Below are 25,743 nucleotides of genomic sequence, written 5' to 3' on the forward strand. Positions count from 1 at the left end.
AAACTGTCACCCATCTAATCAGTCCATTCTGTTACCTATCTATCCGGTTCGGACACCGGCACCTTCTCCCCGTATAGTGACGGGGAGAAGGGAGCGATCCATTAATACTTCTCCGGCACGTAGAGCTCGCGCGGCAGCACTTGGCGCTCGTATTCGGGGTTGAAGACGCGCTCGGGCAGCGTGATCTCCTCATGCGGCACTTCCTCGTAAGGCAGCTGCTTGAGCAGATGGTCGATGCAGTTCAGCCGCGCGCGCTTCTTGTCGTTGCCCTCGACGATGAACCAGGGCGCTTCCGGGATGTTGGTGCGGGCGAAGGTCTCTTCCTTGGCCTTGGTGTACTGCTCCCAGCGCACGCGCGACTGCAGGTCCATCGGCGACAGTTTCCACTGCTTCATTGGGTCATGGATGCGCATCAGGAAGCGCATCTGCTGTTCCTCGTCGGTGATCGAGAACCAGTATTTGACCACGGTAATGCCCGAGCGGACCAGCATGCGCTCGAACTCCGGCACGTCGTGAAAGAATTCTTCGACCTGATCGGGCTGGGCAAAGTCCATCACCCGCTCGACGCCCGAGCGGTTGTACCATGAGCGGTCGAACAGCACGATCTCGCCGCCGGCCGGCAGATGCGGGACATAGCGCTGGAAATACCATTGCGACTTTTCGCGCTCGGTCGGTGCCGGCAGTGCCACGACGCGGCAGATGCGCGGATTGAGCCGCTGGGTGATGCGCTTGATGACGCCGCCCTTGCCGGCCGAATCGCGTCCCTCGAAGATCACCACCAGCTTCTTCTTGTGGTAGGCGACCCAGGACTGCAGCTTGATCAATTCGGACTGCAGGGTGATGAGGTCGCGAAAATACTGCATGCGATCGATCGAAGGCGGATGCGAGTTCTTGTAGATCTTGGCGATCTCCATCGACAGCGCCGGCTCCGACATTTCGAGCTCATAGTCTTCGTCGAGCGTGTCGGCGAGCTCGGCTTCAAGCCAATCCCTGGCCGGAGAATTCTGTTTTAGCTCGGTCATTATCGGCTGCTCCACTTGCAAGCTCTGTCGATCCACGTCCGGCGCCCCAAACTCCGGCTTACAGCCCGGAACGGCAACGCCTGAGCCGACTTCAATATAGGCCTGCAATGACGGTTTTATTGCAGCCCGAGCGTGATCGCCGCCGCTGCCAATCCCGCCAGGCATGATCGATCCGGCGTCCTGGCATGGCGACAAGTCGCGCAAATTGTCCTACAAATAGCGGCCACATTCGGGCACCCTCCCCAGCCCCTTTCTCAACGCAATCGCGAGGATCGACATGGAATACCGCACCCTCGGCCGTTCCGGCCTGAAAGTTTCGACGCTGACCATGGGGACCATGACGTTCGGCGGCGCCGGCGCATTTTCGGCTGTCGGCAAGACCGATCTCGACGAGGCGCGCCGGATGATCGATCTCTGCATCGACGCCGGCATTAATGTCATCGACACCGCCAACGTCTATTCGAATGGCATTTCCGAAGAAATCATCGGCGAAGCGCTCGGCGGCAAGCGCAAGGGCGACGTGCTGATCGCCTCCAAGGCACGGATGCGGATCGGCAAAGGCCCGAACGATGAAGGCCTGTCACGCCATCACCTGATCCGCGAATGCGAGAAAAGCCTGAAGCGGCTCAGGACCGACGTCATCGACATTTATTTCCTGCACGAATGGGATGGCGTGACACCGCTGGAGGAAACCATCGGCGCGCTCGACACGCTGGTTGCCCAGGGCAAGATCCGCTATGTCGGCTGCTCCAATTATTCCGGCTGGCAGGTGATGAAGGCGCTCGGCATCAGCGACAGCCATCATCAGCCGCGCTTCGTCACGCAGCAGATCCATTACACGCTGGAAGCGCGCGAGGCGGAGTACGAGTTGCTGCCGATTTCCGTCGACCAGGGGTTGGGCGTCCTGGTCTGGAGCCCGCTTGCCGGCGGATTGCTGTCCGGCAAATACCGCCGCGACAGCCCCACCGCCCGCCAGCTTGCCGGCTGGTCCGAACCGCCGATCCGCGACGAGGACCGGCTGTGGCGGATCGTCGACGTGCTTGTCGAGATCGGCGCGCAGCGCGGCGTGTCGGCAGCGCAGGTGGCGCTGGCCTGGCTGCTTGGCCGGCCGGCCGTCAGTTCGCTGGTGATCGGCGGCAGGACGGAAACGCAGTTCCGGGACAACATCGCGGCGGCAAGCCTGATGCTCTCCGGCGAGGAGCGCGAGCGCCTCGACGCGGTCAGCCGGCCACCCTTGCTCTATCCCTACTGGCACCAGCAGCTGACGGCAAAGGACCGTTTTGGTGCCGCCGATCTGGTGATTGACCGAAGCGGCATCTGACCGGCAAATCGATGGCGATAGGTATCGGCCGCCGCAATGATGAACCTGGCCTCTTCATTGCAACGCACATCTTGCAAGCCTGGCCATCATCGACGCACTATCGCTTCAGCTGTTGTGTTTGACGGCTAATGCTCCTAGGCAGGACCAGAGCCGCAAGGCAGTGAAAAGGAGCCGATATGGCGCGACCACCAAACTACGATCAGGAACGCAAGGAACGCGACCGCCAGAAGGCGGCCAAAAAGGCCGAGAAGCTGGCAGCCAAGGTTGCAGCGCGGGAACGTTCGAAGCCCGAAGACGAGACTGAAGCCGAAACCGAAACGGCAAAGTGACGGCAAACGGCCCGCAGATGCGGGCCGTGCCTCAATCCAGATTGCCGCCTCAAATGTCGGCTTGTGTCAGGCGGGCGCCTTGTCGCTGACGAACACGTCCACTTCGCGTGCTGCCGCGATGAAGGCGCGCCTGGCGTTCATCGCCGGCTTGTCGCCGGCGAGTGCGTCATGGCAGGCCTGCAGGGCCGCGCGATGCTTGGGGCTGCGCTTGCCGGGCCAGCTGTTGAGGAGGTAGTCGGAAGCCTCACGCGCCGTGCGCAAGAGCTGAGTGCTTCCCGCCGCGACTGACTTCACAGTCACAGGTGTTTCAAATCGGTTGTTTTCCATGGCCGCTCCTTACGCCATCGGCGTCTGCGAAGCGAGGCGAAAGTGCGCATACGTCCAGACGCCGCTTTGCGCCCCTTCATCCACCTTTAAGCAGCAACGACGGCAAAGCCTCTGGCGCGAAGACCGCGCCGATCGTTGGCGAGCGACGTCACCAGTCGGTCGCGGCTGCCGACGATGTGGCCTGACAGCAGGCGCGCGGCTTCATCGGCGTCGCCAAGGCGTGCCGACGCGAGTATGGCGCGATGTTCGGCCCAGGCGCGGCTGAGGGCCGCTTCGTCGCGGACCTCCAGCCAGCGCGCCCGCGACAGGCGCGTCATGGCATCGCGCACCGCCCGGAACAGGAATTCATTGCCCGACAGACGAGCCAGTTCGATGTGAAAATCCATGCCGACGCGATGCCATTCCTCGCGCGGCGTGTCGTTGTCGCAGGACTCGAGCATCGCCTCGATGACATCGACGGCGCTCCGGTCCGCCAGGCCGCATGTCAGGCGAAGTGCCGCAACCTCGACCGCCTCCCTGTAGACGGCGATCTGCTCGAGTTCAGCCAGATTGATCGGCGACACCGTCCAGCCACGTCCGTCCCTGCCGACCAGGCCCTCGGTCTCAAGCCGCAGAAGTGCTGCCCTGACCGGGGTTCGCGACGCGCCGAAGCGGCTCTCGATCCAGCGCTCGGTCAGCTTCTCGCCGGGACCGATCTCGAGGCCCAGGATCATTTGCCGAAGCTGTTTTTCGACGCTCTGCATCTGCGACATTGTCGTTTCCATTTTCTGATCGTTGCTGGCGATCGTCTTGCCGGCCGCCTTTTCCGATCACGTTTGAGACGGTCGCATTGACAGCGGTCAAGCTTGCGTCCATCAGGGGCACCATCTTGGTATCCCAAATTGGTATCCGCAGCAAGCATCGATAAGAGTTGCTGGGACAGGACATATGACATGCAGCAGCAGAACACGCCCCCGGCGACCGACAGCACCTACAACATCCACTGGCGGCGCAATCTGTTCGTGTGCGTTGCCGGATCGTTTTCGACGCTTGTCGCCATGACGCTGCTTTTGCCGTTCCTGCCGCTCTATATCGAGCAGCTCGGCGCCGAGGGCCACGCGGCGATCGTGCAATGGTCGGGGATTGCCTATGGCGCGACGTTCTTCGCGGCGGCGCTGGTGGCGCCGCTCTGGGGACGTCTCGGCGACCGCTACGGCCGCAAGGTGATGCTGGTTCGCGCCAGCTTCGGCATGGCCATATGCATGTCGCTGACCGGCATGGTGCAGACGGTCTGGCAACTGGTGCTGCTGCGGCTGCTGATCGGGTTTGCCGGTGGCTATTCCTCGGGATCGACCATCCTCGTTGCCATGCAGACGCCGAAGGAACGCTCCGGCTGGGCGCTGGGCCTGCTGTCGGCCGGCATCACGGGTGGGGCTCTGGTCGGCCCACTGGTGGGCGGCGCCCTGCCGCCGCTGATCGGCATCCGCGCCACCTTTCTCCTCTCCGGCGGCGTCATCTTCCTGGCGTTCCTGGCGACCACGTTTCTGATCAAGGAGAATCCCCGGCCGAAAACAGCGGACGCCGCAGCGAAGCAGAAGCAGAAAGGCGGCTGGGCACAAATCCCGGACAAGCGGCCTGTCGTCGCCATGCTGGCGACCGGCATGCTGTTGAGCTTCGCCACCATGTCGATCGAGCCGATCATCACCGTCTATGTGCAGCAGCTCATCGAGGACCAGAGCCGCGTCACGCTGATATCAGGCGTCGTCATGTCGGCGGCGGCCCTTGGCGCCATCCTGTCGGCTTCGCGCCTCGGCAAACTCGCCGACCGCGTCGGCCACTGGAACGTCATCATCGGCGCGCTTGCCGTCTCGGCACTGCTGCTGATCCCGCAGGCCTTCGTCACGCAAAGCTGGCAACTCATCGGCCTGCGTTTCCTGATGGGCCTGGCGCTGGGCGGGCTCTTGCCCTGCATCACCAGCGTGATCCGCCACAATGTTCCCTATGGGGTCGGCGGCAATGTGCTCGGGTTGTCGATTTCCGCCCAGTATGTCGGGCAGGTCGCCGGTCCCCTGCTCGGCGGCTTTGCCGGTGGCCATTTCGGCATGCGCTCGGTGTTTCTGGGCACATCCGTCTTGATGGCCGGGGGCGCGGTGTATAACTGGCTGGCACAGTCGCGCCGCGAGCAGGACATGCTCGCCAAAGCCGGCAAGTCCTGACGGGATTGGGCATCCCCTGATATCACGGAGCCATGGACATGAGCACGGCCGAACGACCTTCCGATAACAGCGGCCGTATCCTCGTCCTGGCCGGCGGCCTGTGCGGCGGCGCCGGCGTGGCGCTGTCGGCCGCGGCAGCGCATCTGGGCGGCGCCTTCGTCGGCACCGCCGCGTCCTTCCTGCTGATGCATGCGCCGGTCTTCCTTGCCGCCGGATTGCTTGGGGCGAACCGGATGCTGCGCATCGGCAGCCTGATCCTGCTGGTTGGGCTTCTGCTGTTCTGCGGCGATCTGCTGGCCCGCGATTTCGTCGGGTCGCGGCTGTTCCCGCTGTCGGCGCCGATCGGCGGCACGCTACTCATTACCGGCTGGCTGGCGATCGCCGCCTCGGCGCTGGTGCGCATGCGTTCCTGACGCCTGCCCGCGCCAAATGTAAAAGCGTGGGCTGCTAGTCCTGCCGGCGCTCGGGCTTGATGAGCAATTCGCGATTGCGTCGCCGCAGCTTCGCCAACCAATGCCGTTCCGGCCTCTTGGAGGCCGGCGCGATGCCCCAATAGTTGCGGTAGATGTCTTCGAACAGATAGCTGACGGGATGCATGATGTGCGCTCCTTCTAGTCCTTGAATCGATCCAATCGACAGGCGCGAAAAACCGACCCCGATCAGCTCCGCTTGCGCTCCACAAGGAACCGCAACTCGCGAACCCATGGGCTGGCTTTGCCACGGCGCTTCTGCGTCGTGGTGTTCGACGAGATGCTCCAGTCGTTGCGGTAAATATCTTCGAAGAGAAATTGACGGGATGCATGGCACAACTCCCCTAAATATGTTGAATCGATCCAATTTAGAGAACCGCCGTTCGCTTGGATCGATTCAAACATACGCCTTGCCGAGACTGTGATCAAGTCAAAATTTGAACCGATCCAACGAAAGTGTTAGATGGGAGGAATTCAGGAGACGAAGATGGCGCCATTGACCTCTGCAAAGACAAGACCGGTCCGTCTGGCGGACATTGCCAAGGCGGCCGGCGTGTCGCACGGCACCGCGTCCAACGTGTTCGCCCGGCCGGAGATCGTGCGCGAGGAGGTCCGCGAGCGGGTCAAGGCGGCAGCCGAGGCCATGGGATATGGCGGACCGGATCCCAAGGGCCGGCTGCTGCGCGCCGGCAAGGTCAATGCCATCGGTGTCGCGACCGCGGAACCCCTCTCCTATTTCTTCGACGACCCCTTTGCCCGGGTGATGATGGCCAGCATCTCGCAGGTCTGCGACGCGACCGGTGCGGGGATTTCGCTGGTCTCCGCAGCCAACAACGAACAGCTTGCCTGGAACATACAGAGTGCGTTGGTCGACGGTTTCATCGTCTTTTGCGTCGATGGCGGTTCAAGGCTGGTCGAACTGGCGCGTGAACGCAAACTCCCTTTTGTCGCGCTCGATCTCGATTCGGACGACGACGACGCCGTCGCGGCGATCGGCGTCGACAACATTGCCGGGGCTGGCCTGGCCGCCCGCCACCTGACCGAACTCGGACATCGCCGCTTTGCCGTGCTTACCCTGCCCTGTGCCGACGCAGGCTTCGGCCCTACCACAAGGGAGCAGGTGGAAATGGCCCTCTACTCCGCTACGCGCGACCGCTTGCGTGGCTATTTCGCTGAACTCTCCCGGGTCGGCGTCGACGTCTCGCGGGTGCCTATCTACGAAACCGTCAATGACGAGAAGAGCGTTTGGGCCGGCCTCGACCATATTTTCGCCGGTGCCGAGACGCCGACAGCCATTCTGGCGATGTCCGACAGGATGGCGCTCCATGCGCTGGACTGGCTGCGGCAGCACGACATTGCGGTGCCGGGCGATGTTTCGGTCGTCGGCTTCGACGGTGTTCCGGAAGGGGCGATTTCCAAGCCGCCGCTGACCACGATCGTCCAGCCGATCGCCGAGATGGGCCGCCTTGCCGTCAAGGCGATCCTTGAAAATGACGGTTCGTTCAGCCGGCAATCGCTGCCGGTCCAACTCGTGGTGCGAGCCTCATCCGGCCCCTCGCCCGCCTGAGCTCAACGGCCCATTCTTGTAGCCATGGCCGGCATCGCGAAGGATGCAGCATGGACGGGCGGTGCGGCGTTGTGAGCCGGCCTGCTTTTGCCGGACCAGCCAAGGCCCGATAGCCATTCGAGATAGTAGGCGAGCGCGAACTGCATGACGATGCCGGCCGATATCAACAGGCTGTCATAGGCAAATCCGCCCGGATTGATCAGCTTCAACACTTGCGCCGCCATTGCAAGCACCGTGCCGGCAATGAAAACCGGCAGCGATCGTTTGCCCAATATGGCAAGCGGATGATCGCGTCCGGTGCGAAACAGGTTCGAGACCGCCGGGAATGCCACGATCAGGTAGCTCACCGCCAATATATGCAGCAGCCTCGGCAGCGACAGGAACGTCTTGTCGAAGCCGGTCAGCACCGGAGGCAGGCCAAACCAGGAGATATGCCCCCAAAGCGGGCTGTGCACCCAGACCAGTGCCACAGCGGTGTAGGCCAAGGCCCCGCCAACCAGCCAGCGATTGACCGGGATGGTACCGCCGCGACGCACATGCAGCGTGCCTGCCAAGCCGATGTTGAAAAGGAACTGCCACGACAGCGGGTTGAGAAACCAGAAGCCGGGCTCGGGATAGTTGGGCGGGGCAATTTGGTAAACCCCCGCGACCAGCCACAGGGCGCCGGAGGCGACCAGTGCCAAGACCGGCCGATAGCTGACAATGAGCAGGAACACCGGCGTCAGCAAGAGCAGCACCGCATAGACGGGCAGTATGTTGTTGTAGCCGAGTTGGTGGCCGAGCGTCACGATGCCGATCAGCACCTGCGGCGTATTCTTGATCAACGGCTCGATGTTGATCATCGTCAAAAGCTCCGGCCGCCTGGCAAACACCGCCGCAGCGCAGAACATGGCCATCACCCCCATGGTGGTGACGATGTGGGTGGCATAAAGCACACCGGCGCGGCGCAACATCTTCAGGGTTGCCAGCAGCCGGTTTCCGGGCTCGAATTTCCTGCCATAGGCGAGCGCGACCGAAATGCCGGAGATCAGCACGAAGACTTCCGCCGCATCGGAAAAGCCGAAATTCTTGTAGGTCAGATACTCGAAGGCGGTACCTGGCACATGGTCGACAAAGATTGTCAGCAGAGCGAGAGCGCGGAACACATCTATGCGCGTATCGCGCTCAGTGCGATCCGGGATACGCGAATCGCGATCCGACACGCGCGACTCGCGGTCTGGGACACGCGCATCGCGGTCCGGGGAAATCTGGGTGGTCATCGACAAAAAGGCCTCAAAGGTGGTTGTTCATGCCGGGCAATGCGACCCCCGGCGCACCGCTTCGATTCCTCCCGAAGGAATGTTATCGGCGGAGAAACGGACTGTAATGCGCCCGGTTCAATCAACTTTCGCGGAGCTTGAAAATATTGCGTTTTGAAGCCGGCAAATTGAGCGAAACCTCATATAATCAAGAGGATACGCGATGATCGAAGAGACCTCACAAGATGGTGCGCTGCGGCGTGATCTGGCCTTCAGCTACCGGCTTTACAGCCCGGCGGATTCAACCGGCGAATGTCTCTTCCTGCTGCATGGATCGGGTGTCGACGAGACGACATTGGTACCGCTGGCGCGAGAGATCGCACCGCGGGCCAAGCTGATCGCGGTGCGTGGCCGCATTGTCCAGGAGGATGGTTTCCGCTGGTTCGCGCGCATCACGCCGACGCGCTTCGAACAGCACAGCATCCGCACCGAAACCGATGCCTTTGCGGGCTTCGTCGCCGACACGGCCACACACCACCATCTCGATCTCTCACGCGCGACGTTCCTCGGCTATTCGAACGGCGCCAATCTGGTTTCAAGCCTGATGCTGCTACATCCGGAGCTCGTCGAGCGCGCCGCGCTGCTGCGGCCGATGCCGGTGCTCGATCACGTGCCAGCGACGGATTTGTCAAAGGTGCGCGTCCTGATGATCGCCGGCGCCGCGGATCTCACCTATTCGCCCTTCGCCCCTGCTCTGGTGACATTGCTCAGCCAGCATGGCGCCGAGATCGACGCCCGGATTGTCCCATCAGGTCATGAATTCGGCAGCGCCGACGCCGCAATCGTCAGGCAATGGCTGTCGGGATCCGCGGCGGTGGCGCAGGCAAGCTGACAGGCTCGCCGCCACGACCAGCCGGCCTACCCTCGTCCCATCCTGTTCCAGGCGTCCAGCCCTGCAATCTTGTAGGCTTCGGCGAGCGTCGGATAGTTGAAGGTGTTGTTGACGAAGAAGTCGACGGTGCCGCCGAGATTGATCACCGCCTGGCCGATGTGGATGAGCTCGGTGGCGCCCTCGCCGATGATGTGCGCGCCGAGCAGACGGCGCGTTTCGACCGAGAACAACAGTTTCAGGAAACCGGTGTTGACGCCCATGATGTGGCCGCGCGAGGTTTCGCGAAAGCGCGCCACGCCGATCTCATAAGCCGCACCGCTCTCACGCACCTGTTCCTCGGACTGGCCGACCGTCGAGATTTCCGGCACCGCGTAGATGCCATAGGGAAAGGTCTCCGGTGGTGGCGGCAACGGCACGCCGAAGGCATGGCAGGCCGCCACTCTGCCCTGCTCCATCGAAGTCGAGGCCAGGCTCGGAAAGCCGATGACGTCGCCGGCGGCGTAGATGTTGGGCACGCTGGTCTGGAACGTATGCGGGTCGACCTTGATACGCCCTCTGGAGTCGGCATCGATGCCGACGACATCCAGGCCCAGGTTGCCGACATTGCCGGTGCGGCCGGCGGCGTAGAGCACGACCTCTGAACGAATGGTGCGGCCATCGGCCAGTTCCACTTCGGCGGCGTCCGGCTTGGAGCGGATTTCCTTCACCGCGCTGCCCAGCCGGATGGTCATGCCGCGATCGCGCATCTGGTGGATGAAATCGTCGACGATCTCGCGGTCGACGAAATCTAGGATGGAGTTCCGCGGCTCGACCAAGGTTACCGGCACGTCGAGCGCGGAAAAGATCGTTGCATATTCGACCCCGATGACGCCGGCGCCGATCACCGTCAGCGTGCGCGGCAAGCGGTCGAGTTCCAGCATCTCGTCGCTGTCGAAGATTCGGGTCTTGTCGAAAGGCACATCGCGCGGCCGGTGCGGCCTGGTGCCGACCGCGATCAGCGCATTGGCAAAACCGACCTCGCTGTAATCGCCGGTGTCGGTGGTCAGGCTGACCTTGTTGGGGCCAAGGAATTTCACCGCAGCCCGGGCGCTCTTGACCGTGTTGCGCATGAACTGGTGCTGCAGCACCTCGACCTCATGGTCGAGCGTCTTGTGCAGGCGCTCGACCAGATCGCCGACCGAGATATCCTGCTTGACCCGGTAGCCGCGCCCGTAGAAGCCGCGCTCACGCCAACCCGAAAGGTTGAGCACCGTTTCGCGCAGCGTTTTCGACGGGATGGTGCCGGTATGCACCGAGACACCGCCCAGACGCCGGCCGCGATCGACCACCAGCACCGATTTGCCGAGCTTGGCCGACTGCACCGCGGCCCGGCGACCGGAAGGGCCGCTGCCGATGACCAGCATGTCGTAGTCCATATTGCCCCGTCCCCTGCCATGTGCGCTTTTGCTGCGCCGCAGCAAGCTAATGCTATCCGCGCCGCAAATTCAACCGGTTCAGATTGCGCCTGGCGCCTTGAAGGCCGGCGCACCGCAAGAAGCCCGATCTTGATTCCGCCACAGGCCTTCACCATTTCATGGCTGAACGGTCCGCACCCTATGTCGGACCTTGTTACGAGGAAATGACATGAACGCGCGCGTTCTCGACGGCGAAATCATCACCAGCAGGCTCGACGATGTCAGGGCCTATGACGGCGTGCGCACGAAGCGCATCCTGGCTTTCGTGATCGACTATGTCATCGTCGCGCTGCTTACCATTCCGTTTGCCATTCTGGTGTTCTTCCTCGGGCTTTTGACCCTCGGGCTTGGCTGGATGCTGTTCGGTATCCTGTTGCCGACTGTGGCCATCCTCTACATCTGGAACACGCTGGGCAGCACCGACCAGGCCACCACGGGCATGAAGATGGTGGGCATCCGCCTCGACCGGCTCGACGGGAGGCCGATCGACGGCCTCACCGCGGTCGTCCATTCGGTGCTGTTCTGGGCCGGCAATGTCATCCTGTCGCCGCTCGTCCTGCTGGTGACGCTGTTTTCCGACCGCAAGCGCACCTTGCACGATCTTTTGCTTGGCACGGTCGTCAGCCGCACGGACCGCTGAAACGGCCCTCTGAAGAGCAGTCGCAACCGATTGAGCACAAATGTGAAGGCGTCGAGTCGACCACGCTCACATAATCCTGTTGAATTTTTCGCCGTCCGCGCCAAAGGTAGAGCGATTCGAAGGAGTGTTTCCAAGGCTCGATGACGCAGCATCCGACCCAGTCGCCGCAGTTCTTCCTGACCGCGCCGTCGCCGTGCCCCTATCTCGACGGCCAGTTCGAGCGCAAGGTGTTCACGCACCTGGTTGGCGACAAGGCGGCGGAGATGAACGACCTCTTGACCCAAGGCGGCTTCCGGCGCTCGCAGAACATCGCCTACAGGCCGGCCTGCGAGACCTGCCGCGCCTGCGTTTCGGTACGCATCCTCGCCCAGGAATTCGTCGCCAGCCGCAACATGAAGCGCGTGCTGCAGCACAATTCCGATCTCGTCGGCCACATGCACAATGCCGAGCCTTCGACCGAACAATATTCCCTGTTCCGCAGCTATCTCGATGCCCGCCACCGCCGTGGCGGCATGTCCGATATGACGGTGCTCGACTATGCGATGATGGTCGAGGATACCCATGTCGACACCAAGGTGATCGAGTATCGGCGGCGTGGACCAGACACGTTCATCACCGGCAAGGGACAGGGCGAGCTGATCGCGGTGGCGCTCACCGACAAGATGGCCGACGGCCTGTCGATGGTCTATTCCTACTTCAATCCCGATTTCGAGGAACGGTCGCTCGGCACGTTCATGATCCTCGACCACATCGCCCGCGCCAGGGCGATGGGCCTGCCCCATGTCTATCTCGGCTACTGGGTCAACGGCTCGCGCAAGATGAATTATAAGATGCGCTTCATGCCGCAGGAGCATCTCGGCCCGAAGGGCTGGGAGCGCTACACCAACGAAGCGGTCGCGCGCTGATTACTCTTTCCCAAGTCCGGGCTTAAACATTTTCAATCGAGACGATGCTGGTCTTTCCGCTGATTGGCGGAGAGCGTGCGATTGCGCCGGTCCGCCATCCTCTCCCGAATTCATTGTGAAAGTCGCTGCATGTCGTCTCACGATACTCACACCAAAGGACTTCTGCTCACCGCATTTGGCGGGCTGACGCTGACCGTGGACATCCCGCTGATCCGGCTCGCCCACGGCGAGGCGTGGACAATCTTGCTGCTGCGCACCGGCTGCACCTTGGCCGCGGCACTGATCATGTGGACCATCTGGCGCTCGTTCAGCAAGGATGCGCCGCAGCTGATACCTGGCTGGTCGGGCCTGATCGTTGCCGCGATCTACGGGCTCGGCGCGATTGCGTTCATCACAGGCGTCTACAACACCTCGACCGCCAACCTGGTGTTCATCCTGGCCTTCACAACCATGTTCGCCGCGCTGCTTTCATGGGTGTTCCTGAAGGAGCGACCGCGGCCGCTGACCTTTGCGGCATTGGCCATGATGATTGTCGGCGTCGTCATCATCGTCGGCGATTCCGTCGGCACCGGATATCTGTTCGGCGACCTGATGGCGTTGTGTTCGGCCTTCCTGATCGCCTGCGCCATCACCATCTCGCGCGCCAGCGGCAAGGATATGGGCTTTACCTCACTGATCGGCGTCGTCCTGCCTTTCGGGCTGGCGGCGTTCATGGTTTCCAAGACCGGCTTTCAGGTCGAGGCGCCCTGGTGGATCATCCTCAACGGCGCCGTCATCATGCCGATAGCGTTCTTCTGCCTTGCCGCCGGGCCGAAATACATTTCGGGCCCTGAAGTGGCGATGTTCTACCTGCTCGAAACCGTGCTGGCGCCGGTCTGGGTGTGGATGATCTTTGCCGAAACACCGACGCGCAACAGCCTGATCGGCGGCGCGATCCTGATCGTCACCCTGATTGCGCATTCGCTGTGGCAGCTTCACGAAGGACGCAAGCGGCGTGGCGACCTTGCGGTGCAACATCCGGTCTAAGGCGCGTTGAGATCAGGCGCTGGCCTTCTTCGCCACGTCAGGTTCCGGCAAGGCTTCTATTTGCAGGCCGGCTTCGATTTCGGCTGGCGAGCCGGGGGCGATTTCGTCGGCCAGTTCCACCTCGCGAAGCCATTCGCGCCAGATTGCGACCAGCAGGGCCATCAGCACCGGGCCGATGAACAGACCGAGAAACCCCATGGTCTTGACGCCGCCGATGAGGCCGAAAAACGTCGGCAGGAAGGGCAGTTTTATCGGCCCGCCGACCAGCTTCGGGCGCAGTGTCTTGTCGACGATGAACAGTTCGACCGCGCCCCAGAGGAACAGCGCCAGCCCGGCCATCGGCGACCCGCTGGCGGCGAGGTAGATCGAGACCAGTGTGAAGGACAGTGGTGCACCGCCCGGGATCAGCGCCATGACGCCGGTCAAGGCGCCAAGCGTGACCGGCGACGGCACGCCGGCCAGCCAGTAGGCGATGCCCAGCACCAGGCCTTCGCCGATGGCGATCACGGTCATGCCGGTCACCGTCGAGGAGATCGTCGCGGGCACGACGCGCGAAATCCGTTCCCATCTGGTCGGCAGGATGCGTTCGCCGAGACGATCGACCTGGCCGGCAAAATGCTCGCCGTCGCGATAGGCGAAGAACAACGCGATCATCATGAACAACAATGTCAGGAGCAAGCCGAAAGCGCTGCCGCCGGCGGCCAGCACACCGCGATAGATGCTGCCGATGTTGGCGCCGCTGACCAGCTGGATCAGTTCACCAATGCCGCCTGGATGGCCGAAATTGGTCGTCCATTGCTCGTTCAGCCACTCGCCCACGACAGGCATGGTGGCGATCCAGTGCGGCGTCACCGCGCCGTGACGGTTGGTCTCGATCGCCCAGGCGACCCATTCGCGGACCTCGTTGATCGCATAGGTGCCGGCGAGCGCGATCGGGATCACCAGGAAGGCGAGGATGAAGAGGATGGCTAAGGTCGCGGCGATGGTGCGGTTGCCACTGACCGCGACAAGCAGGCGGCGGTAAAGCGGCCAGCTGGCGAAAGCGATGACGAGCGCCGCCAGCACCGGAAACAGGAAGCCGTGGAAGAAATAGACGCCGGCGGCGACGATCAGCACCAGCAGCCAACGCGCCGCCGACAGCGGCGGAATGACGGCAGCCCTGAGCGGCGTCGACAGGCCGAACAGGCGCTGTTGCCGTTCCGGTTTCTGGATTTTTGCTTCCTTCAAACGCCTGGCTCTCCCAAACACCCCTCCTGTCTATGCACTGATATAGTGTAGCAATCGTGACGATAGTCCAAATGATTGGGGATCTCCCCCCTCGAGAGGGAGATGGCCGGCAGGCCAGAGGGGGTCGCCGCGCGTGAAGCGCTAGCATTCTCTGTTCGCAAAGCAGGAGGTCGCGTCCAGTCGTGCCGACCCCCTCTGTCGCCTTTGGCGACATCTCCCCCTCGAGGGGAGATTAGCAGCGCTACCCAAATTTCCCCGTCCTCGGGAATCCCTTCGGCACCATCCGTCCGGCCGACGCACGGGCACCGATCCACTCGGCCAGTTCCTCGCGTGACCTTGTGAAGGTGCGGTCGGCCGAATCCTGCCAGGAGAGGCCGGTCTCCAGCGTGAACGGTTTGAGATCGAGAAGGCCGCCATCCTTGTATTTCTGCAGCCGCACGCCCTTGCCGCGGCCCATCTCCGGAATCTCGGCGAGCGCGAACACCAGCATCTTGCGATTCTCGCCGACGATGGCGAGATGGTCGCCGGTGACCGGGATGCAGCGCTTGGCTTCGTCCGGCGCCTTGACGTTCATCACCTGCTTGCCCTTGCGGGTGTTGGCGACGACCTCCTCCTCCGGCACGATAAAACCGTTGGCGTCGTGCGAGGCCAGCAGCAGCTTGCGCTTCGGGTCGTGGACGAAGGCGGTGACGATGTCCTGGTCATTGTCCATATCGACGATGATCCGGATCGGCTCGCCATGGCCGCGCCCGCCAGGCAGCCGGTCGGCGCCGATGGTGTAGAATTTGCCGCCGGTGGTGAAGAGCAGCACCTTGTCGGTGGTCTGGGCATGGAAGGCGAGCTTGAGGCTGTCGCCCTCCTTGAAGGTCAGCGTCGAGAGATCGGCCAGATGCCCCTTCATCGCCCGCAGCCAGCCCTTTTCCGAGACAACGACGGTGACCGGCTCGCGCTCGATCATGGCATGTGCGATGTCGGTCAGATCATGCTCGGGCGCGTCGGCGAACTGGGTGCGGCGCTTGCCGAGTTCGGTCTCCGGGCCGAACTTGTCGCGGATGTTGGTGACTTCCCATTTGATCGTCGCCCACTGCTTCTCGTTCGAAGCAAGCAGTGCCTCGATCTGCTTTTTCTCGGCGCTCAGGCCGTCGAATTCCTTGCGGATCTCGAATTCTTCAAGCTTGCGCAGAGCGCGCAACCGCATATTGAGGATGGCTTCGGCCTGGGTGTCGGTGAGCGACCAGCGGGCCATCATCACCTGCTTTGGCTCATCCTCCTCGCGGATGATCCTGATCACCTCGTCGATGTTGAGGTAGGCGATCAGGTAGCCGGCAAGTATCTCCAGCCGTCTTTCGATCTCGCCAAGCCGATGTTTCGAGCGGCGGATCAAAACCTCGCGGCGATGCTCGAGCCACTCCTGCAGTACGCCCTTCAGCGACAGCACGTTGGGCACCTTGCCGCGCGACAGGACGTTCATGTTGAGCGGGAAGCGGCTTTCGAGCTCGGTCAGCTTGAACAACGATTCCATCAAGATGCCGGGATCGACCGAACGGCTCTTCGGCACCAGCACGACGCGGACGTCCTCGGCGCTTTCGTCCCTGATGTCCTCGAGCAGCGGCAGCTTGCGTGCCATCAGCAGTTCGGCGATCTTCTCGATCAGCCGCGCCTTCTGCACGCCGTAGGGTATTTCGGTGACGACGATGCTCCAGGTGCCCCTGCCCTGGTCCTCCTGGAACCACTTCGAGCGCACGCGAAAGCCACCGCGGCCGGTTTGATAGGCTTCGAGGATCGAGGCGCGGCTGTCGACGATGATGCCGCCGGTCGGGAAATCCGGCCCCTGGACAAACTCCATCAGCTTCGCCACCGGCGCGTCCCGGTTTTCGATCAGGTGAAGTGCGGCATCGCAAAGCTCGGCGGCGTTGTGGGGCGGGATCGATGTCGCCATGCCCACCGCGATGCCGGACGAGCCGTTGGCCAGCAGATTCGGAAAGGCGCCGGGCAAAACCACCGGCTCCTCGTCTTCTTCATTGTAGGTCGGCCGATAATCGACGGCATCCTCGGTGATGCCGGACAAGAGTTCGGTCGCCACATCGGTCATGCGCGCTTCGGTGTAGCGCATGGCGGCGGCGTTATCACCGTCGATGTTGCCGAAATTGCCCTGCCCGTCGACCAGCGGATAGCGCATCGAGAAATCCTGCGCCAACCGCACCAGCGCGTCATAGATCGACTGGTCCCCATGCGGGTGGAACTTGCCCATCACCTCGCCGACGATGCGGGCGCATTTGGCAAAGCCCTGGTCGGGGTTAAGCCGCAGCAGACGCATGGCGTGCATGATGCGGCGATGGACCGGCTTCAGTCCGTCGCGCACATCGGGCAGTGCCCGGTGCATGATGGTCGACAGCGCATAGGCCAGATAGCGCTCTTCCAGCGCCTTCTTCAGATCGACCGGTTCGATATGATCGCCACCGCCATTTTCAGGCGGCAAAAGCCTTTTTCCCATGGGCTCGGACTAGCCGAGCGGGTGATTCGCGGCAAGAGCCCGACAGAGATACCGGCCCTTCTGCAACATGAAACCGCACCCCGGGGGATGTTGGCCAACATCAGCCTGTTACATGCGGGTTCTATGGCCAAGCGCGACGGTATCCGGCTATCGGCTCTTCATGACAAATTCACCGGTTTGCGCAAAGACGGTGGGATCGGGTTTGCCTTTCACCGCGATTTTTGACCAATGTGCCGGGACACGCCTTTTTCCGGTCCAGTTCGTCACGGAATGGTGATGGCGCAAATAATTGAAAAAACAATTTCAGGACACTCTCAGGGACCTTGCGATGACAATCAAACGCTCAACTCTCAGGAAATTAGCCCTTTCGACCTTCTTGCTCACGCTGCCGCTGAATGCGGCCCTCGCACAGGATACGGCAGTGGCCGACCGGCTGAAGGCCGCGCTTGTCGCACAAGGTGTCGACATCACCTGGACTGGCGTGACCGGCGACAACACCAACATGGTGCTGCAGGGCGTTGCCATCAAACCGGCGGCGGAGAAGGAAGCGCTTCCCATCGGCGACGTCAAACTCGAAGGTGTGACCGAGGCAAATGGCGGCTATGACATCGCCACCGTATCGACGGCTGCCTTCACACACAGCAAGGACGGCGTCACCCTCGACCTCAGCCCCTTCGTCATTCATGACATGACAGTTCCGGCCGACGGCGCCACCGGCCCGCTCGGCTCGCTGATGATGTACAAGTCAGCCGAACTCTCGAACATGACCGTCAAGGTAGCCGACAAGACCGCCTTCTCGATGGACGGCCTTGCCATCGAAATCACGCCGCCGGCGGACGGCAAGGCGATGGAATTCACGGCCACCACGGAGAAATTCAACGCCGACCTGACGCTGGTGGACGATCCGAAGTCCAAGGAAGTCATCAACGCGCTCGGCTACCAGAACATCGCGGGCAATCTCGAAATGGCCGGCACCTGGCAGCCCACGGACGGCAAGATGGAACTGTCGAAATACGACATCTCGGTCGAGAATGCCGGCACGCTCGGCATGACCTTCAATCTCGGCGGCTACACGCTGGACTTTATCAAGTCGCTGCAGGAAATGCAGAAGAAGATGGCGGCACAGCCTGAAGGCGCCGACAATTCGGCGCAAGGCATGGCCATGCTCGGCCTGTTGCAGCAGCTTTCGTTCAACAGCGCCTCGATCCGCTTCGACGACGATTCGCTGACCAACAAGGTTCTGGACTATGTCGGCAAGCAGCAAGGCATGTCCGGCAAGGACATCGCCAACCAGGCCAAGGCGATCGTGCCGTTTGGCATGGCGCAGCTCAACAATCCGGAACTGACGGCGCAGGTTACGGCCGCGGTCAGCAAATTCCTCGATGATCCGAAGAGCCTCGAAATCTCGGCCGAGCCGCCGGCATCCGTGCCGTTCGCACTGATCATGGCGGGCGCCATGTCCAACCCGCTCGACCTACCGAAGACGCTCGGCGTCACCGTCAAGGCCAACGAAGACTGATCGAAGTAGTTCCCTTCTCCCCGTCACTATACGGGGAGAAGGTGCCGGCAGGCGGATGAGGGGCAGCGCCGACGCCTACAAATTGCAATTCATGCCGAACCGATTGCCTGTCAGAAGGCGTCAGCTGCAACGGCCGTTCGCCAATTGCCCGCATCCGCGCTGCCCCTCATTGTCCTGCCGGACATTTTTCCCCGTATAGAGACGGGGAGAAAGGGCAGTTGCAACGCCGCCGTCAGTCCTTCTTGGGCACGGCAACGCGCAGCGCCAGGTCGCGAAGCTGCTGCGGGCTCGCTTCCGACGGTGCGTTCATCAACAGATCGTAGGCCTGCTGGTTCATCGGGAACATGGTGATCTCACGCAGGTTCTTGGCGCCGAGCAGCAGCATGACGACGCGGTCGACACCGGCGGCCATGCCGCCATGCGGCGGCGCGCCATACTGGAAGGCGCGGTAGAGGCCGCCAAAGCGCTCCTCGACCGTGGCGCGATCCAGCCCGACCGTCTCGAATGCCTTGACCATGGTTTCGGGCAGATGGTTGCGGATACCGCCGCTGGCGATCTCGAAGCCGTTGCAGACCATATCGTACTGGAACGCCTTGATGCCGAGCAGGTCCTCGCCATTCAGCGCATCGATGCCACCTTGCGGCATCGAGAACGGGTTGTGGGCGAAGTCGATCTTCTTCTCTTCCTCGTTCCACTCGAAGAACGGGAAGTCGACGATCCAGCACAGTTCGAAACGCTCGCGGTCGACAAGGTTCAGCTCCTCGCCGGCACGGGTGCGCGCAGCCCCCGCGAAGGAGACGAACTTCTTCGGATCCCCGGCGACAAAAAAGGCCGCATCGCCGTCGGCAAGGCCGAGTTGAAGGCGGATCGCCTCTGTGCGCTCCTCGCCGATGTTCTTGGCGAGTGGGCCGGCGCCTTCGAGCTTGTCACCCTCCTTGCGCCAGAAGATATAACCCAGCCCCGGCTGGCCCTCGCCCTGCGCCCAGGAATTCATGCGGTCGCAGAAGGCGCGGCTGCCGCCGGTCTTTGCCGGAATGCCCCACACCTCGGCCTTCGGATCGTTGGCCAGGATGTTGGCGAACACCTTGAAGCCGGAATCGCGAAAATGGTCGGAAACGGCCTGCATTTCGATCGGGTTGCGCAGGTCCGGCTTGTCGGAACCGTATTTGCGCATGGCCACATCATAGGGGATGCGCTGGAAATTCTGCGTCACCGGCTTGCCGTTGGCGAAGGTCTCGAAGACCCCGCGCATGACAGGTTCCATGGTCGAAAGCACGTCGTCCTGCTCGACGAAGCTCATTTCAAGGTCGAGCTGGTAGAACTCACCAGGGAGACGATCGGCGCGCGGGTCCTCGTCGCGGAAGCAGGGCGCGATCTGGAAGTAGCGGTCGAAGCCCGACACCATGATCAGCTGCTTGTACTGCTGCGGCGCCTGCGGCAGCGCGTAGAAGGTGCCGGGATGGATGCGCGACGGCACCAGGAAGTCGCGCGCGCCCTCGGGCGACGACGCGGTGAGGATCGGCGTCGAGAATTCGGTGAAGCCGACCTCGCCCATGCGCTTGCGCATTTCCGCGATGATTTTTGTACGCGCAATGATGTTCTTGTGCAGCGTCTCGCGGCGCAGATCGAGGAAGCGGTATTTCAGCCTGATATCCTCGGGATAGTCAGGCTCGCCGAACACCGGCAGCGGCAATTCCTTGGCGGCCGACAGCACCTCGATCTCGCGGGCGAAGATCTCGATCTCGCCGGTCGGCAAATTGGCGTTGGCGGTCTCGGGCAAACGCGCCTTGACCTCGCCGTCGACCCGAATGACCCACTCGCCGCGCACGGTTTCGGCGACCTTGAAGGCAGGAGAATCCGGATCAGCGACGATCTGGGTCAGGCCATAATTGTCGCGCAGGTCGATGAAGAGAAGGCCGCCATGATCGCGCACGCGATGCACCCAGCCCGACAGGCGAACGGTCGAGCCGACGTCGCTCTTCCTCAACTGGGCACAGGTATGGCTGCGGTAACGGTGCATTGTCATTGGTAAGGTCCGGGGTGCTGGGTTGCAGGCCGAAGCATCCGGCCTGAAAATTTGCGCGAAAAGCGCATGGGAGGCCGGATTTGTCAAGGCAACAGCCCGGGTTGGTATCTCGGCCCCGCTTTCCCAGGCGACCTATGAGCCCAGTGCCGATAGGCGAAGACGCTGAGCAAGGTGATCGACGACCAATGCAGCGCTGGCGGACGACGTTGCGGCACGATGAAGGCGAATCTCCGCCCCCGGCAGCGGCGGTACATGCCGGCCGGGATGGACATCTCGCAGGCCTGGCGCAAGCATGCTGCCTTTAACCACGGTGACCGCCAGGCCCTGTTCGACAATTGCCTCCGTGGCTGAGAGGCTCGGGCTGACATAGGCCAACCGCCATGGCCGGCCTGCCTTGTTGAGCGCCTCAATGGCCCAGGAACGAAACAGGCAATCGGGGCTCGACAGAGCGACGGGCAGCGGATCGAGTTCCTCGACGGCCCGCGTCGCCGCCGCCGCCCAAATCGCCCTTTCGCGGCATATCAAATCCCCCTCGGTTGTGCCTTCCGGGTGCATGGCGATGACGGCGTCGAACGACGACCCAAGCCGTTTCAGGAGCCGGGTGGTGAGACCAATCTCCATTTCGACCTGCACCAACGGAAATCGCTCGGCGATGCCGGCAAGGAGGCGCGGCAGGATCTTGGTGCCATAATCTTCCATGACCCCGATGCGAACCTGTCCGGCCACCTGCTGACCGGAAACACGCGCAATCGCCTGCTCATTGAGAGCAAGTATGCGGCGGGCATCGATCAGAAAGCCCTCCCCGGCGGCGGTGAGTTCAACGCGGGCTGTCGAGCGCGCGAACAAGATGGTCTCGATGCGCTCCTCAAGACGTTTCACCTGCAAGCTGACGGCCGCCTGCGTTCTATTGAGCTGCTCGGCGGCTCGCGTGAACGAGAGGCGCTCGGCAACGACGACGAAGGCCCGCAGAAGGTCCGGATCCAGATTCGGGATACTCATAGTGGAATGTTATCAAACTCATTGAGCTTATTCGATTCCTTATGGCCCGCCTTCCCGATATTCCCGGTTCCGAGCCAGCAAGGTCGGGAACCATGGAAATCACAGGAGTGCTCGCCGCGATTCTCTCCAGCGCTTTCGGGGGCACCGCCGTTGGCGCAACGCGATATCTCGCGGGCACGCTCGATCCTCTGGCTATCGGTGCGGTCCGGTTCGGCGGCGGCTTTCTGGTTTTGGCCGCCGTCGCTCTCTGGCGGCGAGACAGGTGGCCGCCGAAGAGCGACTGGCTCGGCACTGGCGCATTGGGTCTTCTGTTCTTCGGGCTGTTTCCGGTGCTCTTCGATGGAGCCCTTGTCTACACGACGGCCGCGCGAGGTGCGCTTGCGCTTTCGACACTGCCTCTGCTCACGATGCTTGCCGCGGCAGTTCTGAAGATCGAGCCGCCGACCATCCGCAAGATCGTCGGTGTCCTGATCGCAATGGCAGGAGTGGCCGTAGCGCTCGGCACGAGCCTGACGACTGCTCCCCCAGATGCCTGGCGCGGAGATCTTCTCATGGTCGCGGCCGCTTTCTGCATGGCGCTCTACAACGTCTGGTCGAGACCATTTCTATCCCGCACCGCGCCAATCCCGTTCGTGGCGTTTGGCATGGGCGTGGGCGCGGTCTGCCTATCGGTGCTGGTGGTTTCGAGCGGAGGCTTCGCGCGACTTGCCACTCTCAGCGCACCTCAGTGGATCGCGAGCGCTTATCTGGCCATAATTTGCGGCGCCTTCATTTTCTTCCTCTGGGCATTCGCGCTCGAGCGCGCGTCGCCGACACTGGTTGCCGTTTCCGTTGCGGTGAATCCGGTGACGGCATCGATCTTCGGTGTTGTCTTCCTGGGCGAACAAGTGAGCGCGAACCTGATTGTCGGGCTGATGGCAGTCCTCGCAGGAATAGGCGTCGCAACGGGAGCAGCCGAGCGGCTTGGCCTGTGGCCCGACGATCGGCAGTCACGTCGAAGGCAGCCCTGAGCGCTGACCAAGCAAAACGGGGGAAACGAATCCAGGCGAATACAGCGATCATCCCTGTTGGCGCAGGGAATTGCTGCTGGCGTTGGCCAGGGCGATGGTCCAAGAAGGGATCACCGACACGTGATCGCCTCTTCATGTCCTCCATCCGCCCGATGATCCCGCTTCTTCTCGCCGCCGGCATCCTGCTCGGCGGCAATGGGCTGCAGAGCACGCTGATCGCGCTGCGCGGCGCGCAGGAAGGGTTTTCGGCTTCCGACATCGGCCTGATGGGCACCTTCTACTTCGCCGGCTTCCTGCTCGGCTGCCTGGCCATCACCCGCATCATGAAGGCGGTCGGCCATATCAGGGCATTTTCGGCGCTGGCGGCAATCGCCTCGGTCGGTACTTTGCTCCTGGTGCTGGTCATCGATCCGGTGATGTGGTGCGCGGTGCGCCTCGCCGGCGGCTTCTGCTTCGCCGGGCTGTTCACCATCGTCGAAAGCTGGCTGAATTCCGGCGTCGGCAATCACGACCGGGCACGCGTGCTGGCGATCTACCGGATGGTCGACATCGGTTCGGTGACATCAGCCCAGTTCCTGATCCCGGTCTTCGGCGCCGGCGGTTTCGCCATCTTCGCCATCATGTCGATGATGATCACCTTGTCGCTGGTGCCGGTGTCGCTCGGCGACCGCTCCAACCCGGCACCACCCGATGAGGTCAAGCTCGACCTGGCGCGCGTCTGGCGGATTTCGCCGCTGGGCTGCTTCGGCTGCATCGCCGTCGGCGTCACCAACAGCGCCTTTCGCACCTTGTCGCCGGTCTATGCCGAGCAGATCGGCATGTCGGTCGCCGATGTCGTCACCTTCGTCAGCGTCGGCATCTTCGGCGGCGCCATCATCCAGTATCCGCTTGGCTACCTCTCCGACCGCTGGGATCGGCGCCGCGTGCTCTTGATCACGACCTGCTGCGCGATGCTTTCGGCACTGGCGCTGGTGTTCATCGCCGGCAGCAATCCGGCGCTCAACTTCATCCTCATCTTCATCTTCGGCTGTTTCGCCATGCCGCTCTATTCGCTGTCGGCGGCGCATTCGAACGATCGCGCCGACACGGGCGAGTTCGTGCTGATCAATGCGGCGCTGATGCTGTTCTATTCCTTCGGCGCCATTGGCGGCCCGTTCGCCGCCTCGACGGCGATGCAATATTTCGGACCGGGCGCCCTGTTTGTATTCAGCGCGGTGGTCTATGCGATCTTCATCGCCGTCATCCTTTACCGCATGCAGGCCCGGTCCGGTGTGCCGGCAGGCAGGCGCGGCCGCTTCACCGCGCTTCTGCGCACTTCGACGGTTTTCGCGCGGCTGGCCAGGAGAAACGACGATTCCGATGGTCCGGGAACCTGATGATGGCGGTGCCAAAGCTTGACGAAAGCCCCGGCGGCTGAAATCTAGGAAGACCTTACTCCTGTCAAAAGCGATTTGATGCACGTCATCACCACCCAGAAAGAACTCGAGACCGTTCTCGCCGCTTTCGAAAAGTCGGATTTCGTCACCGTCGACACCGAATTCATACGAGAAACGACGTTTTGGCCGATCCTGTGCCTCATACAGATGGCCGCACCCGGCGTGACGGCGTTGATCGATCCGCTGGCTCCCGATATCAACCTGAAGCCGTTCTTCAGGCTGATGGCCAACGAGGCGGTGGTCAAAGTCTTCCACGCCGCGCGGCAGGACATCGAAATCATCGTCCACCTCGGCGATCTGGTTCCGCATCCGGTGTTCGACACGCAAGTGGCGGCGATGGTCTGCGGCTTCGGCGACAGTGTTTCCTACGATCAGCTCGTGCAGCGCATCACCGGCGCACGGCTCGACAAGTCATCGCGCTTCACCGACTGGCGCCACCGGCCGCTTTCCGACAAGCAGCTCGACTACGCGCTGGCCGACGTTACGCATCTCATCGAGGTCTATCAGCACCTCAGCGCCGAATTGGAGCGAGAAAACCGCGCCCATTGGCTCAACGAGGAGATGGAGGTCCTGACCTCCCGCGAGACCTATGATCCTCATCCCGAGGACGCTTGGAAGCGGCTGAAGATGCGGTTGCGGAAACCGCAGGAACTGGCGATCGTGCAAGGCGTTGCGGCGTGGCGCGAGCGCGAGGCGCGCGAACGCGACGTGCCGCGCGGCCGCGTTCTGAAAGACGACGCGATCTACGAGGTGGCGCAGCAGGCGCCGCGCGACGCGGCAGCCCTCGGCAAGCTGCGCACGACGCCGAAGGGCTGGGAGCGCTCCTCGACGGCAACGGCGCTGCTTGGCGCGGTCAACACCGCGCTTGCCTTGCCCAAGGAAGAGATGCCGAAACTGCCAAAGAGTTTCCAGCCGCCCGAGGGCTCGAGCGCCGCGGCGGAACTGTTGAAGGTGCTGCTGCGGATCGTTGCCGAAAAGGAGGGCGTCGCTTCCAAGGTGCTGGCCTCCAGCGACGACATCGACCGTATCGCCGCCGAGGGCGAGGAAGCCGACGTACCGGCGCTGCAAGGCTGGCGGCGCGCGGTGTTCGGCGAGGCCGCGCTCAAGCTGGTACGCGGCGAGATCGGCATCAAGTTCGACAAGCGCAAGATCGCGGTGTTCGACCTTTAGGCGAACGGACTTCCCTTCTCCCCTGTGGGAGAAGGCAGAAGCGCTCTGCTCAGACCGCGCCGAGCAGGTGCAGCGCGAACCAGATCCATCCCAGCAGGAGAATCACCGCACTGACGAAGAATGACCGGCTGCGCAGCAGCAGATTGTTGCTGGTCAGGTGAATCCAGGCATGGAAATAGCGGGACGCGACGAAAACCCACATCAGCGACAAGGTCAGATAGTTGACGCCGTTGGTCAGGTGCAGCGTCAGGCACAGCACGTAAAACAGCACCGGCAGTTCGAACTGGTTGGTGAGATTGGCGGCAACGGTGACGCTGGAGGCCGGTTCGGCCGAACGCACCTTGAACTGACCGGCCTTCGCCTCGCCTGACCTTATTGCGCCGTATCTGCGACGACCCAGGACGCAGTAGACGATGTAGATCAGCAGCACATGCGCGAGAACGGGCCAGAAGATCGTGGTCTGGTTCATCAAGTGC

26 protein-coding genes are annotated in these 25,743 nt (G+C 62.5%); 14 read left to right on the forward strand and 12 right to left on the reverse strand.

Annotated elements, in window-relative coordinates; genetic code table 11:
• Nucleotides 1–101 precede the first annotated feature (101 nt).
• Nucleotides 102–1,022, reverse strand: coding sequence for a polyphosphate kinase 2 (gene ppk2 / locus AC0L24_RS24315; protein ID WP_473564206.1), 921 nt, complete (start codon nucleotides 1,020–1,022; stop codon nucleotides 102–104).
• Nucleotides 1,023–1,299: 277 nt separating this feature from the next.
• Between ppk2 and AC0L24_RS24320 the strand changes: the two genes are divergently transcribed.
• On the forward strand, nucleotides 1,300–2,343 hold the full coding sequence (locus AC0L24_RS24320) for an aldo/keto reductase (protein WP_127323004.1): 1,044 nt from the start codon (nucleotides 1,300–1,302) through the stop codon (nucleotides 2,341–2,343).
• Nucleotides 2,344–2,519: 176 nt separating this feature from the next.
• Nucleotides 2,520–2,672 carry a hypothetical protein gene (locus AC0L24_RS24325; RefSeq protein ID WP_013532262.1) on the forward strand — a complete coding sequence of 51 codons (153 nt, stop codon included), beginning with the start codon at nucleotides 2,520–2,522 and terminating at the stop codon, nucleotides 2,670–2,672.
• A gap of 66 nt (nucleotides 2,673–2,738) precedes the next feature.
• Here the strand turns inward: AC0L24_RS24325 and AC0L24_RS24330 are convergent, their stop codons facing one another.
• The gene (locus tag AC0L24_RS24330) at nucleotides 2,739–2,972 is read right to left on the reverse strand and encodes a DUF982 domain-containing protein (RefSeq protein WP_244506945.1); all 234 of its coding nucleotides are present in this window, start codon (nucleotides 2,970–2,972) and stop codon (nucleotides 2,739–2,741) included.
• A 113-nt stretch (nucleotides 2,973–3,085) separates the two neighbouring features.
• A complete protein-coding gene (locus AC0L24_RS24335) occupies nucleotides 3,086–3,751 on the reverse strand; it encodes a GntR family transcriptional regulator (protein ID WP_127810711.1) in 666 nt (221 codons plus the stop codon).
• A gap of 180 nt (nucleotides 3,752–3,931) precedes the next feature.
• Here AC0L24_RS24335 and AC0L24_RS24340 point away from each other — a divergent pair, with 180 nt between their 5' ends.
• Together AC0L24_RS24340 and AC0L24_RS24345 are read left to right on the forward strand one after the other, a co-directional pair.
• On the forward strand, nucleotides 3,932–5,194 hold the full coding sequence (locus tag AC0L24_RS24340) for a multidrug efflux MFS transporter (RefSeq protein WP_127810712.1): 1,263 nt from the start codon (nucleotides 3,932–3,934) through the stop codon (nucleotides 5,192–5,194).
• Between the two features lie 38 nt (nucleotides 5,195–5,232).
• The gene (locus AC0L24_RS24345) at nucleotides 5,233–5,607 is read left to right on the forward strand and encodes a DUF423 domain-containing protein (protein ID WP_473564207.1); all 375 of its coding nucleotides are present in this window, start codon (nucleotides 5,233–5,235) and stop codon (nucleotides 5,605–5,607) included.
• A gap of 34 nt (nucleotides 5,608–5,641) precedes the next feature.
• Here the strand turns inward: AC0L24_RS24345 and AC0L24_RS24350 are convergent, their stop codons facing one another.
• Entirely contained in the window at nucleotides 5,642–5,791 is a 150-nt protein-coding gene (locus tag AC0L24_RS24350; protein WP_127321981.1) for a hypothetical protein, read from the reverse strand.
• A 62-nt stretch (nucleotides 5,792–5,853) separates the two neighbouring features.
• Nucleotides 5,854–6,069 (reverse strand): hypothetical protein, encoded by a 216-nt coding sequence (locus AC0L24_RS24355; RefSeq protein WP_473564208.1) that lies wholly within the window; start codon nucleotides 6,067–6,069, stop codon nucleotides 5,854–5,856.
• An 82-nt stretch (nucleotides 6,070–6,151) separates the two neighbouring features.
• Between AC0L24_RS24355 and AC0L24_RS24360 the strand changes: the two genes are divergently transcribed.
• Nucleotides 6,152–7,231, forward strand: coding sequence for a LacI family DNA-binding transcriptional regulator (locus tag AC0L24_RS24360; RefSeq protein ID WP_473564209.1), 1,080 nt, complete (start codon nucleotides 6,152–6,154; stop codon nucleotides 7,229–7,231).
• 2 nt (nucleotides 7,232–7,233) lie between these two features.
• On the opposite strand, the gene AC0L24_RS24365 is transcribed toward AC0L24_RS24360, so the two are convergent.
• The gene (locus AC0L24_RS24365) at nucleotides 7,234–8,490 is read right to left on the reverse strand and encodes an OpgC family protein (protein ID WP_127810715.1); all 1,257 of its coding nucleotides are present in this window, start codon (nucleotides 8,488–8,490) and stop codon (nucleotides 7,234–7,236) included.
• 202 nt (nucleotides 8,491–8,692) lie between these two features.
• On the opposite strand from AC0L24_RS24365, the gene AC0L24_RS24370 reads away from it, so the two are divergent.
• Nucleotides 8,693–9,361: an alpha/beta hydrolase gene (locus AC0L24_RS24370; RefSeq protein WP_127810716.1), complete on the forward strand. Its 669-nt coding sequence runs from the start codon at nucleotides 8,693–8,695 to the stop codon at nucleotides 9,359–9,361.
• Nucleotides 9,362–9,387: 26 nt separating this feature from the next.
• On the opposite strand, the gene sthA is transcribed toward AC0L24_RS24370, so the two are convergent.
• On the reverse strand, nucleotides 9,388–10,776 hold the full coding sequence (gene sthA / locus AC0L24_RS24375) for a Si-specific NAD(P)(+) transhydrogenase (RefSeq protein ID WP_127267508.1): 1,389 nt from the start codon (nucleotides 10,774–10,776) through the stop codon (nucleotides 9,388–9,390).
• A 208-nt stretch (nucleotides 10,777–10,984) separates the two neighbouring features.
• On the opposite strand from sthA, the gene AC0L24_RS24380 reads away from it, so the two are divergent.
• The 3 genes from AC0L24_RS24380 (at nucleotide 10,985) to AC0L24_RS24390 (ending at nucleotide 13,386) form a co-directional block, all read left to right on the forward strand.
• Nucleotides 10,985–11,455, forward strand: coding sequence for an RDD family protein (locus AC0L24_RS24380; RefSeq protein ID WP_127322646.1), 471 nt, complete (start codon nucleotides 10,985–10,987; stop codon nucleotides 11,453–11,455).
• A 140-nt stretch (nucleotides 11,456–11,595) separates the two neighbouring features.
• The gene (locus AC0L24_RS24385; protein ID WP_023810205.1) at nucleotides 11,596–12,360 is read left to right on the forward strand and encodes an arginyltransferase; all 765 of its coding nucleotides are present in this window, start codon (nucleotides 11,596–11,598) and stop codon (nucleotides 12,358–12,360) included.
• Between the two features lie 129 nt (nucleotides 12,361–12,489).
• A complete protein-coding gene (locus AC0L24_RS24390) occupies nucleotides 12,490–13,386 on the forward strand; it encodes a DMT family transporter (RefSeq protein ID WP_127810717.1) in 897 nt (298 codons plus the stop codon).
• Between the two features lie 12 nt (nucleotides 13,387–13,398).
• On the opposite strand, the gene AC0L24_RS24395 is transcribed toward AC0L24_RS24390, so the two are convergent.
• Together AC0L24_RS24395 and parC are read right to left on the reverse strand one after the other, a co-directional pair.
• Nucleotides 13,399–14,613: an AI-2E family transporter gene (locus AC0L24_RS24395; protein ID WP_127810718.1), complete on the reverse strand. Its 1,215-nt coding sequence runs from the start codon at nucleotides 14,611–14,613 to the stop codon at nucleotides 13,399–13,401.
• Between the two features lie 241 nt (nucleotides 14,614–14,854).
• Nucleotides 14,855–17,107, reverse strand: a complete 2,253-nt coding sequence (gene parC / locus AC0L24_RS24400; RefSeq protein WP_473564210.1) for a DNA topoisomerase IV subunit A — start codon at nucleotides 17,105–17,107, stop codon at nucleotides 14,855–14,857.
• Between parC and AC0L24_RS24405 the strand changes: the two genes are divergently transcribed.
• Together AC0L24_RS24405 and AC0L24_RS24410 are read left to right on the forward strand one after the other, a co-directional pair.
• Nucleotides 17,063–17,332, forward strand: coding sequence for a hypothetical protein (locus tag AC0L24_RS24405; protein ID WP_145967439.1), 270 nt, complete (start codon nucleotides 17,063–17,065; stop codon nucleotides 17,330–17,332). The two genes, parC and AC0L24_RS24405, sit on opposite strands and share 45 nt — an antisense overlap.
• A gap of 103 nt (nucleotides 17,333–17,435) precedes the next feature.
• The gene (locus tag AC0L24_RS24410) at nucleotides 17,436–18,626 is read left to right on the forward strand and encodes a hypothetical protein (protein ID WP_127395851.1); all 1,191 of its coding nucleotides are present in this window, start codon (nucleotides 17,436–17,438) and stop codon (nucleotides 18,624–18,626) included.
• Nucleotides 18,627–18,858: 232 nt separating this feature from the next.
• Here AC0L24_RS24410 and aspS read toward each other — a convergent pair whose 3' ends face one another.
• The gene (gene aspS / locus AC0L24_RS24415) at nucleotides 18,859–20,646 is read right to left on the reverse strand and encodes an aspartate--tRNA ligase (protein ID WP_164873999.1); all 1,788 of its coding nucleotides are present in this window, start codon (nucleotides 20,644–20,646) and stop codon (nucleotides 18,859–18,861) included.
• Between the two features lie 138 nt (nucleotides 20,647–20,784).
• Nucleotides 20,785–21,651: a LysR substrate-binding domain-containing protein gene (locus AC0L24_RS24420; protein WP_127810720.1), complete on the reverse strand. Its 867-nt coding sequence runs from the start codon at nucleotides 21,649–21,651 to the stop codon at nucleotides 20,785–20,787.
• A 92-nt stretch (nucleotides 21,652–21,743) separates the two neighbouring features.
• On the opposite strand from AC0L24_RS24420, the gene AC0L24_RS24425 reads away from it, so the two are divergent.
• The 3 genes from AC0L24_RS24425 (at nucleotide 21,744) to rnd (ending at nucleotide 25,267) form a co-directional block, all read left to right on the forward strand.
• Complete coding sequence (locus AC0L24_RS24425; protein ID WP_127810721.1) at nucleotides 21,744–22,661, forward strand: DMT family transporter; 918 nt, start codon at nucleotides 21,744–21,746, stop codon at nucleotides 22,659–22,661.
• 134 nt (nucleotides 22,662–22,795) lie between these two features.
• Nucleotides 22,796–24,037 carry an MFS transporter gene (locus AC0L24_RS24430; RefSeq protein ID WP_127395849.1) on the forward strand — a complete coding sequence of 414 codons (1,242 nt, stop codon included), beginning with the start codon at nucleotides 22,796–22,798 and terminating at the stop codon, nucleotides 24,035–24,037.
• Between the two features lie 78 nt (nucleotides 24,038–24,115).
• Nucleotides 24,116–25,267, forward strand: coding sequence for a ribonuclease D (rnd, locus tag AC0L24_RS24435; protein ID WP_127810722.1), 1,152 nt, complete (start codon nucleotides 24,116–24,118; stop codon nucleotides 25,265–25,267).
• 49 nt (nucleotides 25,268–25,316) lie between these two features.
• Here the strand turns inward: rnd and AC0L24_RS24440 are convergent, their stop codons facing one another.
• Complete coding sequence (locus tag AC0L24_RS24440) at nucleotides 25,317–25,736, reverse strand: MAPEG family protein (protein ID WP_127321444.1); 420 nt, start codon at nucleotides 25,734–25,736, stop codon at nucleotides 25,317–25,319.
• Nucleotides 25,737–25,743 lie beyond the last annotated feature (7 nt).

It is taken from the genome of Mesorhizobium sp. WSM4809, from assembly GCF_055811655.1.

Excerpts from the sequence above, each read along its gene's own strand:
- AC0L24_RS24355 (WP_473564208.1), bottom strand. The coding sequence starts at position 6,069 with ATGTTTGAATCGATCCAAGCGAACGGCGGTTCTCTAAATTGGATCGAT.
- AC0L24_RS24335 (WP_127810711.1), bottom strand. The coding sequence starts at position 3,751 with ATGTCGCAGATGCAGAGCGTCGAAAAACAGCTTCGGCAAATGATCCTG.
- AC0L24_RS24420 (WP_127810720.1), bottom strand. The coding sequence starts at position 21,651 with ATGAGTATCCCGAATCTGGATCCGGACCTTCTGCGGGCCTTCGTCGTC.
- AC0L24_RS24320 (WP_127323004.1), top strand. The coding sequence starts at position 1,300 with ATGGAATACCGCACCCTCGGCCGTTCCGGCCTGAAAGTTTCGACGCTG.
- AC0L24_RS24345 (WP_473564207.1), top strand. The coding sequence starts at position 5,233 with ATGAGCACGGCCGAACGACCTTCCGATAACAGCGGCCGTATCCTCGTC.
- AC0L24_RS24340 (WP_127810712.1), top strand. The coding sequence starts at position 3,932 with ATGCAGCAGCAGAACACGCCCCCGGCGACCGACAGCACCTACAACATC.
- AC0L24_RS24350 (WP_127321981.1), bottom strand. The coding sequence starts at position 5,791 with ATGCATCCCGTCAGCTATCTGTTCGAAGACATCTACCGCAACTATTGG.
- sthA (WP_127267508.1), bottom strand. The coding sequence starts at position 10,776 with ATGGACTACGACATGCTGGTCATCGGCAGCGGCCCTTCCGGTCGCCGG.
- aspS (WP_164873999.1), bottom strand. The coding sequence starts at position 20,646 with ATGCACCGTTACCGCAGCCATACCTGTGCCCAGTTGAGGAAGAGCGAC.
- AC0L24_RS24380 (WP_127322646.1), top strand. The coding sequence starts at position 10,985 with ATGAACGCGCGCGTTCTCGACGGCGAAATCATCACCAGCAGGCTCGAC.
- AC0L24_RS24405 (WP_145967439.1), top strand. The coding sequence starts at position 17,063 with ATGATCGCCACCGCCATTTTCAGGCGGCAAAAGCCTTTTTCCCATGGG.
- AC0L24_RS24360 (WP_473564209.1), top strand. The coding sequence starts at position 6,152 with ATGGCGCCATTGACCTCTGCAAAGACAAGACCGGTCCGTCTGGCGGAC.
- AC0L24_RS24425 (WP_127810721.1), top strand. The coding sequence starts at position 21,744 with ATGGAAATCACAGGAGTGCTCGCCGCGATTCTCTCCAGCGCTTTCGGG.
- AC0L24_RS24370 (WP_127810716.1), top strand. The coding sequence starts at position 8,693 with ATGATCGAAGAGACCTCACAAGATGGTGCGCTGCGGCGTGATCTGGCC.
- AC0L24_RS24440 (WP_127321444.1), bottom strand. The coding sequence starts at position 25,736 with ATGAACCAGACCACGATCTTCTGGCCCGTTCTCGCGCATGTGCTGCTG.
- AC0L24_RS24410 (WP_127395851.1), top strand. The coding sequence starts at position 17,436 with ATGACAATCAAACGCTCAACTCTCAGGAAATTAGCCCTTTCGACCTTC.
- AC0L24_RS24385 (WP_023810205.1), top strand. The coding sequence starts at position 11,596 with ATGACGCAGCATCCGACCCAGTCGCCGCAGTTCTTCCTGACCGCGCCG.
- rnd (WP_127810722.1), top strand. The coding sequence starts at position 24,116 with ATGCACGTCATCACCACCCAGAAAGAACTCGAGACCGTTCTCGCCGCT.
- AC0L24_RS24325 (WP_013532262.1), top strand. The coding sequence starts at position 2,520 with ATGGCGCGACCACCAAACTACGATCAGGAACGCAAGGAACGCGACCGC.
- AC0L24_RS24430 (WP_127395849.1), top strand. The coding sequence starts at position 22,796 with ATGTCCTCCATCCGCCCGATGATCCCGCTTCTTCTCGCCGCCGGCATC.
- parC (WP_473564210.1), bottom strand. The coding sequence starts at position 17,107 with ATGGGAAAAAGGCTTTTGCCGCCTGAAAATGGCGGTGGCGATCATATC.
- AC0L24_RS24390 (WP_127810717.1), top strand. The coding sequence starts at position 12,490 with ATGTCGTCTCACGATACTCACACCAAAGGACTTCTGCTCACCGCATTT.
- AC0L24_RS24365 (WP_127810715.1), bottom strand. The coding sequence starts at position 8,490 with ATGACCACCCAGATTTCCCCGGACCGCGATGCGCGTGTCCCAGACCGC.
- ppk2 (WP_473564206.1), bottom strand. The coding sequence starts at position 1,022 with ATGACCGAGCTAAAACAGAATTCTCCGGCCAGGGATTGGCTTGAAGCC.